The 12,471-nt window shown below is 71.2% G+C and carries 10 protein-coding genes and 1 tRNA gene; 9 read left to right on the forward strand and 2 right to left on the reverse strand.

Annotated elements, in window-relative coordinates; genetic code table 11:
* The first annotated feature begins 96 nt into the window (after positions 1–96).
* From ACZ5SK_RS16775 to ACZ5SK_RS16795, 5 genes are all read left to right on the forward strand, one after another.
* Positions 97–1,386 carry an ABC transporter substrate-binding protein gene (locus ACZ5SK_RS16775; RefSeq protein WP_334583266.1) on the forward strand — a complete coding sequence of 430 codons (1,290 nt, stop codon included), beginning with the start codon at positions 97–99 and terminating at the stop codon, positions 1,384–1,386.
* A 14-nt stretch (positions 1,387–1,400) separates the two neighbouring features.
* Entirely contained in the window at positions 1,401–2,357 is a 957-nt protein-coding gene (locus tag ACZ5SK_RS16780) for a carbohydrate ABC transporter permease (protein WP_334583265.1), read from the forward strand.
* On the forward strand, positions 2,354–3,229 hold the full coding sequence (locus ACZ5SK_RS16785) for a carbohydrate ABC transporter permease (RefSeq protein ID WP_334583264.1): 876 nt from the start codon (positions 2,354–2,356) through the stop codon (positions 3,227–3,229). Before ACZ5SK_RS16780 ends, ACZ5SK_RS16785 begins: the two co-directional genes overlap by 4 nt.
* A gap of 10 nt (positions 3,230–3,239) precedes the next feature.
* Positions 3,240–3,839: a hypothetical protein gene (locus ACZ5SK_RS16790; protein WP_468416727.1), complete on the forward strand. Its 600-nt coding sequence runs from the start codon at positions 3,240–3,242 to the stop codon at positions 3,837–3,839.
* Positions 3,840–3,944: 105 nt separating this feature from the next.
* Positions 3,945–6,680 carry an exo-rhamnogalacturonan lyase family protein gene (locus tag ACZ5SK_RS16795; protein ID WP_468156900.1) on the forward strand — a complete coding sequence of 912 codons (2,736 nt, stop codon included), beginning with the start codon at positions 3,945–3,947 and terminating at the stop codon, positions 6,678–6,680.
* A 7-nt stretch (positions 6,681–6,687) separates the two neighbouring features.
* On the opposite strand, the gene ACZ5SK_RS16800 is transcribed toward ACZ5SK_RS16795, so the two are convergent.
* A complete protein-coding gene (locus tag ACZ5SK_RS16800; protein ID WP_361701646.1) occupies positions 6,688–9,093 on the reverse strand; it encodes an SCO7613 C-terminal domain-containing membrane protein in 2,406 nt (801 codons plus the stop codon).
* 66 nt (positions 9,094–9,159) lie between these two features.
* Between ACZ5SK_RS16800 and ACZ5SK_RS16805 the strand changes: the two genes are divergently transcribed.
* Both ACZ5SK_RS16805 and ACZ5SK_RS16810 read left to right on the forward strand, forming a co-directional pair.
* Complete coding sequence (locus tag ACZ5SK_RS16805; RefSeq protein WP_334583260.1) at positions 9,160–9,606, forward strand: SRPBCC family protein; 447 nt, start codon at positions 9,160–9,162, stop codon at positions 9,604–9,606.
* Positions 9,607–9,645: 39 nt separating this feature from the next.
* Positions 9,646–9,717, forward strand: a tRNA-Val gene (locus tag ACZ5SK_RS16810).
* Positions 9,718–9,772: 55 nt separating this feature from the next.
* On the opposite strand, the gene ACZ5SK_RS16815 is transcribed toward ACZ5SK_RS16810, so the two are convergent.
* Positions 9,773–10,498: a 3'-5' exonuclease gene (locus ACZ5SK_RS16815; protein WP_319671173.1), complete on the reverse strand. Its 726-nt coding sequence runs from the start codon at positions 10,496–10,498 to the stop codon at positions 9,773–9,775.
* A 168-nt stretch (positions 10,499–10,666) separates the two neighbouring features.
* Here ACZ5SK_RS16815 and ACZ5SK_RS16820 point away from each other — a divergent pair, with 168 nt between their 5' ends.
* Entirely contained in the window at positions 10,667–11,233 is a 567-nt protein-coding gene (locus ACZ5SK_RS16820) for a DUF4365 domain-containing protein (protein ID WP_319334893.1), read from the forward strand.
* Positions 11,230–12,447: a hypothetical protein gene (locus tag ACZ5SK_RS16825; protein WP_334583259.1), complete on the forward strand. Its 1,218-nt coding sequence runs from the start codon at positions 11,230–11,232 to the stop codon at positions 12,445–12,447. The genes ACZ5SK_RS16820 and ACZ5SK_RS16825 overlap by 4 nt, the downstream gene beginning before the upstream one ends.
* Positions 12,448–12,471 lie beyond the last annotated feature (24 nt).

A 12,471-nucleotide genomic window follows, 5' to 3' on the forward strand; every position in this document is an offset into this window, starting at 1 on the left:
TTGACGCTCTCTCAACCCCCTCGTACCTTGTGCCAGCAAGCGCTTTCTTGAAACGATTCATGCAAGCGGCAACGACGCTGCGGGGAGGGCCCGACTGTGGGAACCAGCAGGAATGTTGAGAGGCGAACGATCCTGAAGGCCGCGGGGGCGACGGCGGCCACTCTGGGCCTGGCCGCGACCACGGGGTGCGGGGGAGACAGCGGGACTTCCGCGGACGGGACGGTGACGATCCGTTACGCGTGGTGGGGTGGCGAGCCGCGCACCATCGCCATCAAGAAGACGATCGCGCTCTTCGAGAAGAAGTACCCGAAGATCAAGATAAAGCCCGAATTCACCGACTACGAGGCGTTCTGGGAGAAGTTCCAGACCCAGGCCTCCGGCGGGAATCCGCCGGATGTTTTCCAGAATGCGGTCGGCTTTCTGCGCAAGTACGACAAGCGCGGCGTTCTGATGGATCTCAAGTCGCAGGCGGACGCGGGGAATCTGAGCCTGGAGAACTTCCGCAACGGCGTTCTGGCGAACGGTCAGGTCGACGGCAAGCAGATCGGCATCCCCGTCGGGGCCAATACCATGTCGCTCGTCATCGACCTCAAGGCCTTCAAGAAGGCCGGCGTGGAGGCGAAGTTCGGCTGGACCTGGAACGAGTACTTCGCCGCGCTGCAGACGATCCAGGACAAGGCGAAGATCGCCGGTGACACCGGCTACTTCGCCATCATGTACCTCTACGACCTGTATCTGCGTCAGAACGGCAAGGCCTTCTACACCGACACCGATCTCGGCTTCACCGAGGCCGATCTGACGCAGTGGTGGGAGGACGGCTACAAGCGCGTGAAGTCCGGGCTGGTCGCCGACCCGAAGAAGATCGAGCAGGTCAAGCCGAAGTCCGGTCTCTCGGCGGGCCTCGCCGCCTCCGAGTTCACCTGGGACAACTTCTCCATCCGCTACCAGGGTGAGGGCGACTCGGACTACGGCCTCGCGCCGATCCCCACCACGGACGGCAAGGCCACCGGCCAGTACCTCGGTTCGCTGATGCTGAGCGCCTTCTCCGGGACCAAGCATCCCAAGGAAGTCGCCCAGTTCATCGACTTCATGGTCCACGACCCCGAGGTCGGCAAGATCATGGGCTACGACCGAGGCATCCTCGCCACCACCGAGCAGTACGACGCCTTCAAGCCGACCGACCCCAACAACAAGGGCGTCGCGGCCTACGAGGACGAGGTCGCCAAGGCCGGCGTCCTCGGGAAGATCACCCCGCACCCGTCCGGCGCGGACGTCATCGAGGCGGCCTTCCTGCGGCTCGGCGGTGAGGTCGCCCAGGGCAAGACCAAGCCGGCCGACGCCGCGAAGGCGCTGTTCAGCGAGGCCAAGGCCGCGTTCGCGGGCTGAGGGGACGTACCACCATGACGCTCGTCAAGGAAGCGCCCGCGCGTCCGGCGAAGAAGCGGTCCGCCGCTCCTGCCGCCGGGCGGCGCGGGCGGCGCCGCGAGAACCTCGCCGGCTACCTGTTCATGTCGCCGTGGATCGCGGGGTTCCTGCTGCTCACGGCGGGACCGATGATCGCGTCGCTCTACTACGCGTTCACCAGCTACAACCTGTTCACGCCGCCCAAGTGGGTGGGGCTCGACAACTTCACGACGATGTTCCAGGACCCGCGCTGGCAGAAGTCGGTCGAGGTCACCCTGAAGTACGTCGTCGTGGCCACCCCGCTGAAGCTGCTCCTCGCGCTCGGAGTGGCGCTGCTGCTGGCGCAGAAGCGGCGTGGACAGGCCCTGTACCGGGCCGCGTTCTACATGCCGTCGCTCATCGGCGCCAGCGTCTCCGTGGGCTTCGTGTGGCGGGCGCTGTTCTCCGACGACGCCGTCGTGGACCGTACGCAGAAGATTTTTGGGCTCAACGTCGGCGGCTGGATCGGCAACCCGGACTACGTCCTGTACGCCCTGGTGGCTCTGAGCATCTGGCAGTTCGGCGCACCCATGGTCATCTTCCTGGCCGGCCTCAAGCAGGTCCCGCAGGAACTGTACGAGGCGGCCGAGATGGACGGGGCCGGTCCGTTCCGGCGGTTCTGGAACATCACGCTGCCGATGATTTCCCCCGTCCTCTTCTTCAACGTGCTGCTGGAGTCCATCCACGCGTTCCAGGTGTTCGGCTCGGCGTATGTCGTCTCCGACACCCGGTGCGGGCCCGCCGACGCCACGCTCGTCTACACCTGTTACCTCTACCAGAAGGGCTTCAAGGAGGCCCAGATGGGCTTCGCCTCCGCGATGGCCTGGACGTTGGTGGTCGCGGTGGCGCTCGTCACGGCGGTCCTGTTCTGGTCGCAGAAGAAGTGGGTGCACTACGAGGAGGCCGCCAAGTGAGCAGTGCCACCAGCCCCGTCACGCGCCCCGCGCACGAGCGGCGGCGCATCGGATCCCTTGCCTGGCACGTGGGCGCGCTCCTCGTGCTCGCGGTCGTCCTCTATCCGGTGATCTGGGTGCTCGGCGCCTCGTTCAAGCCGAGCAAGGACATCATCGCCAGCCTCGACCTGCTGCCCACCAAGCCGGTCTGGGCGAACTTCTCCGGGCTCGCCGACGGCATCTCCGGCATCTCCATCACCAGCTTCTTCACCAACTCGCTGATGTACGCGGTCCTGGCCGTGATCGGTGTGGTGCTCTCCAGCTCGCTGACGGCGTACGCCTTCGCCAAGATCCGCTTCGCCGGGCGGAACCTGCTGTTCACGCTGATGATCGGCACACTGCTGCTGCCGTACCACGTGCTGCTCATCCCGCAGTACGTGCTGTTCCGCAACCTCGGCTACATCGACACGCTCGTGCCGCTCGTCGCGGGGAAGTTCCTGGCCACGGAGGCGTTCTTCGTCTTCCTGATGGTGCAGTTCATGCGCGGGCTGCCGCGCGAGCTGGACGAGGCCGCCAAGCTCGACGGCTGCGGGCATCTGAGGACCTACTGGTCCATCGTGCTTCCGCTGTCCCGCCCCGCCATCATCACCAGCGCCATCTTCACCTTCATCAACGCGTGGAACGACTTCATGGGGCCGTTGATCTACCTCAACACCCCGTCCAAGTACACCGTTTCGCTCGGCCTGATGATGTTCCGCGACCAGGAGGGCATCTCCAACTACGGCAGCATGATCGCGATGTCGCTGGTTGCGCTGGTGCCGGTCATCGCCTTCTTCATGGCTTTCCAGCGCTATCTCATCGACGGTATGGCGACCTCCGGCCTGAAGGGCTGAGGCGGTCACCATGGCGCAAGCACGCGTGAAGGGACGCTCAGCGCGCAGGGAGTCCGTGTTCGGCGAGCGCTTCGCGCTCTTCGCCGAGTGCCTGCTCACCGGAGTGTGGATCGCCGTGGCCTGCCTCGGGGTCGTCACCTACCCCGCGGCCTTCGCCGCCGGCGCACGGCATCTGCGGCGTCGTACGACCCATGAGGACGGCGGCTGGCGGGAGTTCGTCGCCGACCTCCGGGCCGCCCTGCGCGGTGGCTGGGCGGCGGGGATCGTCGGGTGGGCGGCGCTGGCCGCGGTCTGGGTGGACGTCCGGGCCGCGCGGGCCGGGCTTCCCGGCGGGCCGTTCGTCGGGGCCGTCGGGGTGTTCGCGCTGATCGGCCTCATGGTGGCCGGGCTGCGCGCGGCGGCGGTCTGGACGCCGGGGGACTCCTGGCGTGCCCTGCTCGGGCAGGCCGGCCGCCGTACCGTGCTCGACCCCGCCGGGTCCTTCCTGCTCGTCGGCGGACTGGCGGTGGTGGCGTGTTCCGCCTGGTTCGTCGCGCCGCTGGCGGTCCCGGTCCTCGGTGCCGTCGCCGCCGCGGCCGTCGCCGTGGAGGAGCGCCACCGGCGCCGCTGACGGGCGGCGCCCGCACACAAGGCCGGCGCCCCGAGCGCCGTACCTCCATCTGTCATGCCCCTGACCACCCCCTTGCATCCCGCACGGAAGGAAAGGCTGCATCTCATGTCTCCCATCCCCCGCAGGTCCCTCCTCAAGGCCGCGGCCGTCGCCGGCGCCGCCGCACAGTTCAGCTGGGCGCTAGGGGCGAAAGACGCCGAGGCCGCGCCGAGAGACGCGGCGGCGGACGCCGATCCGGTGACCCTGGACTGGCTGGAGGACGGCGGCCTCGGCGCCGCCCCCGGCTCCACGCTCGGCGTGCCCTGGCCCATGGGCGCCTACCAGGAAAACCAGACCTTCGCGCTGACCGACGCCGACGGCCGCGATGTCCCCGTACAGTCCTGGCCGCTCGCGTACTGGCCGGACGGCTCCCTCAAGTGGACGGCCCACGCGGTCAGTTCGGGCTCCGGCAAGCTCACCCTCGCCGCCGGCGCGCCGGCCGCGCCCGCCAAGAAGGTCACCGTCGACAGGAGCGGCGGCACCATCGACGTGTCGACGGGCGTCATCACCGCGAAGATCGGCAAGTCCGGGGCCACCCTCATCAAGTCCGTCACCCGTGGCTCCACCGAGATCGCCAAGAACGGCCGTCTGGTCCTGATCCGCCAGCCCGAGATCGAGGACGAGGACCAGGGCACCGTCAAGACCGAGCGCTTCGAGGGCGCCATCGACGGGGTGAGCGTCGAGCAGTCGGGCCCGGTCCGCGCGGTCGTCCGCATCGACGGCAAGCACCGCAAGGGCAGCCGCAGCTGGCTCCCGTTCTCCATCCGCCTGTACTTCTACGCGGGCGCCGACTCCTTCCGCATGGTGCACACCATCACGTACGACGGGAAGCAGGAGCCCGGCAAGGCGAGCGGCGACTTCATCCGGGGCCTGGGCGTCCGCTTCACCGTCCCGATGCGCGACGAGTCCTACGACCGTCACATCCGCATCGGCGGCGAGGGCGCCGGCCTGCTGCGCGAGGCCGTCAAGGGCATCACAGGACTGCGCCGCGACCCCGGTGCGGCGGTGCAGGCCGCCCAGTACGCGGGCCAGAAGCTGCCCGACCCCGCCACCTGGGACCAGCGGGTCACCACCCGCCTCCAGTACATCCCCGAGTGGGGCGACTACACCCTCTCCCAGCTCTCCGCCGACGGCTTCACCCTGCGCAAGCGCACCACGAAGGGCCACGGCTGGATCGGCGCGGGCGGCGGCAAGCGGGCGTCGGGCTTCGGCTACGTCGGCGGGGTCAGCGGCGGATTCTCCTTCGGCCTGCGGGACTTCTGGGAGAAGCACCCGAGCCAGCTCGACATCCGTGACGCCCACACCGACGAGGCCGAGGTCACCCTCTGGCTCTGGTCGCCCGAGGCACAGCCCATGGACCTGCGCTTCTACCACGACGGCATGGGCCAGGACACCTTCCCCGAGCAGCTCGAAGGCCTCAACATCACCTACGAGGACTACGAGCCCGGCTTCGGCACCCCCTACGGGATCGCCCGCACCTCCGAACTCCTCTTCTGGGCCAACGAGTCGACGCCCGCCCCCGAGAAACTCGCCGAACAGGTCGAGGCCGTCCGGGTGCTGCCGCAGCTCGCCGCCCCGCCCAAGCAGCTCATCAAGGCCAAGGTCTTCGGCCCCGGCCTGTACTCCGAGCCCGACCGCTCCACCCCCGCCAAGGCGAAGATCGAGGACCACCTCGACTTCCTCTTCACCTACTACAAGGACCAGGTGGAGCAGCGCCGCTGGTACGGCTTCTGGGACTACGGCGACATCATGCACACCTACGACGCCGTCCGGCACCAGTGGCGCTACGACATCGGAGGCTACGCCTGGGACAACTCCGAGCTGTCGCCGGACATCTGGCTCTGGATGGCGTACCTGCGATCCGGCCGCTCGGACATCTTCCGCTTCGCCGAGGCGATGACCCGGCACACCGGCGAGGTCGACGTCTACCACCTCGGCCAGTGGGCAGGCCTGGGCACCCGGCACGGCGTCCAGCACTACGCCGACAGCGCCAAGCAGCAGCGCATCGCCAACACCACCTACCGCCGCTACTACTACTTCCTCACCGGCGACGAGCGGGTCGGCGACCTCATGCACGCCAACGTCGACTCCGACGAGACGTTCCTCGCCCTCGACCCACTGCGCAAGATCCGCACCGAGCCCTACACACCCGACCGGCACGCCCTGTCGATCGGCTTCGGCACCGACTGGAGCGGTCTGGTGTCGGCGTGGCTGACCGAGTGGGAGCGCAAGGGCCCGAAGTGGGAGAAGGCCAAGGCCCGCGTCCTGTCCACCATGGAGACCATCGGCGCCCAGCCCAACGGCTTCGTACAGGGCAGTGGCCTGTACGACCTCGACACCGGCAGGTTCGCGGTGGCTTCCGCGCCCGTCGTCGGCGTCTCGCACCTGTCCGCCGTCTTCGGCCTCAACGAGCTGTGCGCCGAGCTCATCCACCTGGTCGACATGCCGAAGTTCAAGGAGGCCTACCTCGACTACTGCCGCTACTTCAACGCCACCAAGGCGGAACAGGCGGCCCGCTACGGCACCAACTTCGGCAGCCTGCTGCTCTTCCAGGGGCACTCGCGCCTCGACGCGTACGCCGCCGTCCAGACCGGCGACGCGGCGCTCGCCAAACGGGCGTGGACGAAGTTCTACAGCTCCGACGGCTACACGGAGTCCTCGCCGTGGAAGACGGAGAAGCTGAGCGGCCCCGCCACCCTGGTCGCGGGCAGCGAGGCCGCCTGGGTGTCCACCAACGACACCGCGCTCTACGGCCTCGCCGCCATCGAGAACCTCGCCCTCCTCGGCGACAAGATGCCGTAGCCGTCCGTCAGTTCATCCTCCCCAGGACATCCCGTGCCTTGCGGACGTTCCGCAGCCGCTGCTCGTACGTCGCCCCGAGTGCGAGCAGCAGCAGTCCGGCGAGGGCGGGAGGCACCCAGCGGGGGAGCGCGTCGGTCACCTGGACGAGATACGGGGCGAGCTCGTGCAGCGTGTCCAGGGTGAGCACCGAGCCGCCGAGCACGAGCGGCGCCTGCAGCCGGCGCCGGGCGCCCACCAGGGTGAGCAGCAGTGCGGCCGTGCCCAGCAGCAGGGGGCGGATCCACTCGGGGTCGCCCCAGGCCGCGGCGAGGCTCGGCAGGAGCGTGGCGGTGAGGCCGGGGCCGTACGCCGTCCAGGACGATGCGGCCGGGTCCCGGCGCCGGCGCAGGGCTCCGACGAGCAGCGCCGGCGCCGTCACCGGCAGGGTGTACGCCTCCGGGACCCCGACGCGCCAGGCCGCCAGGCGCACCCACGCGGCCAGCACGAAGAGGGCGACGGCCGCATATCCGACAGTGCGGCGATCCGGGCGCAGCGCCGTGCCCGCGGCGATCACCGCGCACAGGGACAGCACCAGAGCGAGCAGCGGCAGGTCGAAGACCGCCAGGCCGATCGCGACCAGACCCGCCGCGGCCCCGGTCGCCTCGACCGCGACCGTCGTCGCGGGGTCGCCGATCCGGGGTGCGACCAGGGCCGCCGCCACCGGAACCACCAGCACCAGCAGCGCGATGTGCTCCGGCCGCCAGCCGGCCGAGGCACCGATGGCGCAGGCCAGGGCCGTGGCGTAGCCGAGAGCGGCGGCCGCCGACACCGGCGCCAGGCGCTCACGCCGGGCCGCCGTCGCGCACACCACGGTCAGCGCGGCGAGAACGGTCAGGGTGGCCGGTTCGGTGGCCAGGGAGAGGAAGGCGAGGCCGAGGGAGGTGGCCAGGGCGAGCCCGGTGGCCGCCCGCGACACCGGCACCAGGAGCGCCACCGTCGCCAGCCCCTGCACCGACAGGCCGACCACGTAGGGGAGTTGCAGCGCCGTCGGGGTGACGAGGACCCCGGCCCAGGTCAGGGCCAGCGCGGCGGTCAGCGCCTGCGGGCGCCACTCCTCGTTACGGACCGTCGTCGCCAGCACCGCGGCCACGGCGACGAGGATCAGGGGAGCCGTGACGGCGTACGGCGGCCAGAAGGCGTCCAGCGTCGCCGCGGCGCGGGCGTCGCCCGGAACCCCGGACCACGGGTGCCGGAGCCATGCCGCCGGACCGAGCAGTGTGACGGCGACGGCCGGCACCGCCCACAGCACCGCACCCGCCTGGACGGCGCCGGAGGCCCGGACGACGCCCCGGCGCACCGCCTCCTGACCCCGCGCGGCGGCCAACAGGGCGATCCCGCATGCCAGATACGCCGGTACCGTCCAGTCGCCGGGCACCAGGACCCGCAGGACACCGCCGATGCCGACGACCATGCACAGGGCGCCGGCCGCGGCCGTCCCCGTCGCGAGCTCCGGGCGGAACCGGGCCGCGCCCAGGGCGATCGCCGCCGCGAGGGCGAGGAGCGCCGCCGCACGGGCGGCGGCGCCCGGACCGGCCGCGTTCACGGAGAGCAGGCCGGCCGCGAGCACACCCCAGCCGCCCGTGCCGAACGCGCACACCACGGCGACGAGCCGCACCGGACGGTCGGCAGCCCGCAGCGCGACCACCACGTCGAAGGCCGCCGTCGACAGCACCGCTGCCGTGACCGTGTACGCCCCACCGCCGACCGCGATCGTCCAAAGCAGCAGCGGGAGTTGAGCGACCGTCAGGGCTGCCGGGCGGGGGAGTCGTACCGTGGCCGAGCCCGGCAGCGCGGCGAGCGCCGTGCCGTACGCGGCCCACAGCACCGCCAGCGCCGTCGACGCGGCGGCCGCGTACGTCGTACCGTCCGCAGCCGTGAACGCCACCTCGTACAAGGCGTACGCGTCCAGCACCGTCAGCGCGAGACCGAGACCCGCGACCGACTCGGCCGTCGACCGCAGCCCCCGCCGCAGCAGCGCCACCGGCGCCCCGAGCACCGCCAGCGTGACCGCGCCCAGCACCAGGGACCGGCCCACGATGCCCAGATGACCCCAGCTGACCAGCGTGAACACCATCGCCGCGATGGTGAGCAGGAGGCCACCGAGCAGCAGAAGGACGTTCTGCACGCCGGGCCCGGTCGTCTCGGGACGGGTGGACGGCGCCAAAGGCACCGGCGTCGGCCGGCTCGGCCACACCGGCGGGGCCTGCCGTACCGCCTGCTGAAGCGCGGCGACCAGCCAGGCGCGGCGGGCCAGCAACTGGGCCCGGCGGGCGTCCAGTTGCTGTAGCTCGGTGTCGAGGAGGCGCAGCTCCTCGGCCGGAGGCGGAAAATGCGTCATGTTCCGGAGTGTGGTCCGCGTCACGTGCGACGACATGAGCGCACATACTCAGAACGTACTCAAATGCCCCCGCCCGGACGCCCGCGCGGGCACACTCGGCCCATGGACTGGACCCGGTACCGCTTCCGCACCCTGTGGGCCCTGCCCGCACCCCCCGCCCGCGTGTACGACACCCTGGAGCAGGCCGAGGACTACCCGCGCTGGTGGCCCCAGGTGCGCGAGGTGAACCGGGTCGACGACACGAGCGGCGTCGTCCGCATCCGCTCCCTCCTCCCGTACGACCTGACCTTCACCGCACGTGAGGTGCGGCGCGATCCGGCCGCAGGCGTGCTGGAGATCGCGATGACGGGCGACCTCGAAGGCTGGGCGCGCTGGACCCTCACCGCCCACGGCTCCGGCACCCTCGCCCGCTACGACCAGGTGGTCCAGGTGAACAAGCCGCTGCTGCGCCGGTTCGCCGTCCCCGGACGGCCGGTGTTCCGCCTGAACCACCGGCTGATGATGCGGTCCGGGCGGCGCGGCCTCAGGGCCCACCTGCAAGCGGTTTGAAGGAAGCGCGGGGGGACCTGTATGGTTCAGTGCGTTCCCGGGCGATTAGCTCAGTGGGAGAGCGCTTCGTTCACACCGAAGAGGTCACTGGTTCGAACCCAGTATCGCCCACCGGGAGAGGCCGGTCCGCAAGCCGCGGGCCGGCTTTTTCGTGTCCGCCCACGCCTCAGGCCGCCGCCGGCAGTTCCGGGCGCAGGGGCCACGACGTGTCCACCGTCTCCGGAGTCCCGCTGCGCGCGAACCAGGCCTGGAGCCCCCGCGCCTGAGCCGCGTGCCAGGCCGTCTGCAGGGCGTGCAGATCGGCCGGGGTCAGCCGCTCCAGACGCGTCGCGAACCGTCGGCCGAGCGCCCGGACCACCTCCAGCGCGGCCAGCGCGTCCGCCGCCGCGTCGTGCGCCTCGGACAGCGTCACGCCGTAGTGCGCGCACAGGTCGGTGAGCGTGCGTCGGCCCTTGCGGTAGCGGTCCAGGTGCTTGTCCAGGACCCGGGGGTCCAGCACCCGCAGCGGCGCCGCCTCCAGCCAGTGGTCCAGCGCCGAGGCGCGGTGCCTGCGCAGCTCACGATCGAGCAGCGTCAGGTCGAACGGCGCGTTCATCACCACCAACGGGCGTGCCGCGGCGGCCTGTTCCGCGAGCAGCTCGGCTATCTCGAACATCACCGGCGACGGCCAGCGGCCGTTGCGCTGCAGATGTTCGTCCGTCAGCCCGTGCACCTCCGTCGCCCCGGCCGGCACCGGCACGCCCGGGTTCACCAGCCAGCGGCTCACCCGCGGCCGCACCCCCGGCGCGTCCTGGACGACGAGGGCGGCCGACACGATCCGGTCGGTCTCCACGTCGACGCCCGTCGTCTCCGTGTCAAAAGCGGCCAGCGGCCCCTCGTACCAGTACGTCATACCTACCCAACCCCTCGTTCACCCACGGCAGCTGACGCACCGTCTTCTGCCTGTTTGGTGATACCCGGGCTGTTTGCGCCGTACGCCGGACGGACACAACACGGTTACGGGTCTTTGCAGTTCAGCGGCCCGTCACGGGGACTGGCTTTGCGTGGAAGGCTGTTGGTCATGGCGATAGCGCAGCCCGAGCGGGGCGGGCTGCTGCCCGAACACGCGGGGCTTCATCGCGGCACCCTCGCCACCACCGCGTGCATGGAGACGCTGCAGGTGGGCTATCTGCACGCGGTCGCGGCGGCCGCGGGGTGCTCGCTGTCCCAGCCGTTCCCGGACAACGGCATCGACTGGCATGTCAGCCACAGCGCGCCCGGACACACCGTCGACGACGAGGTCACCATCAAGGTGCAGCTCAAGGCCACCTACCAGGTGCGGCCCAACCCGCCGGGCCGCTTCTTCTCCTTCACACTCGACAACGACCACCTGCGCAAGCTCGCCCGCAGCCCGGTCTCGGTGCACAAGATCCTCGTCGTGATGCTCGTGCCCAGATCCCAGGACGACTGGCTGCGCGCCAGCCACGACCGACTCGACCTGCGGCACTGCTGCTACTGGGTCAATCTCGCCGGCCACCCGATCACCGGCCGGACCCGGACCACCGTGCGGATACCGACCACACGCATCTTCGACGACCGGGCGCTGTGCGAGATCATGACGCGGGCCGGGACGGGAGGCAGACCATGATCCACCGCCCCCTCGACGAGCCGCTGCGGCCCGTACGACCGCACCCCGAGCCCCACTGGGACCAGTCCCCGCAGCCCGGCGAGGTCGACCCGGCCGTCCTGGGCGCCCTGCTGCGCCGGCACGGCTGGCAGCGGCGCGGCGGCGCCGCCGGACGCTACGGCCGCTGGACCCCGCCCGGCCCGGGCGGCGGGGGGACCAGCCTGCTCGTGCCCGAGAGCCGTGCCTTCCCCGACAGCGAGGACCTGCTCGGCGAGGCGCTCCTCGCGCTCTCCCGCAGCGGCACCCCCTCCGCGCGCGAGGTGCTCGTCGGGCTCGCCGTGCCGAGCGACGAGATCCGCTGGTGGCGGGACGCGCCGAGCGGACCCGCCGGGGCCGCGTCCTGGACCGTCGAGGAACAACTGCGCGGGGCGGCCCGCCAGATGCTGCTCGCCGGGGCGCTCGCCACGCGCGCGCGTGCGGGCTACTACGGCGCCCGACACCGGCGCGCGGCCCTCGCGACCCTGGAGAGCGTCCTCGTCGGCTCCGCGGCCGGTGGACGCAGCCTGACGGCCTTCGCGCCCGTCGCGGGCGCCCGCCCCCTCGCCGTCCGCCTCCACCAGGCCCTGTACGCCGTCCGCGAGGCCATCGACTACCAACGGGCCACCGGCGGCATGGACGCCTTCGACGGCGCCGTGGAGGCCGGCGCCAGCCGCGAGCTCACCGAGGCGCTCATCGCCCTCGTGCGGGGCGCCGAGGGCGCCCGGATCGCCGTCGAGTGGTCGCCCGCCGCCGGAGTCCCCGAGGACTGCGCCGCGAGCGACGAGCCGGTCGAGTTCTCACCCGGCGACCTGTCCGTGCTGCGTGAGGCCGGCGCCCGCTATCTGCGCGAGGAGCCCTCCGTGCCCGTGCGGGTCACCGGCACCGTGGTCCGGATGCGCAGGTCGGGGCCGCGCGGCGAGGGCAGCATCCGGCTGCGGGTGCTGGCCGGCGCCGAGATCCCGCACGTCCGCCTCACCCTCGACGAGGAGGACTACCGCATCGCCGGACAGGCCCACCTCGTCGGACTGCCGGTACGGGTGCAGGGCCGGCTGGAGAGCAGGGGCGGGTTCCGCAGGCTCACCGGCGCGAGCGGAGTCGTCCCCGTACAGGTGGAGGAGGCCGAGCGTGACCGGCTGATGAAGTCCCTGCAGGAGAACCTGGACTTCTTCGAGGAGGCGTGCGGGGGCGAGGACTGAGGGTAACCGTTTAGCGGTCGGCGG

It is taken from the genome of Streptomyces sp. NPDC031474 (genome assembly GCF_055581185.1).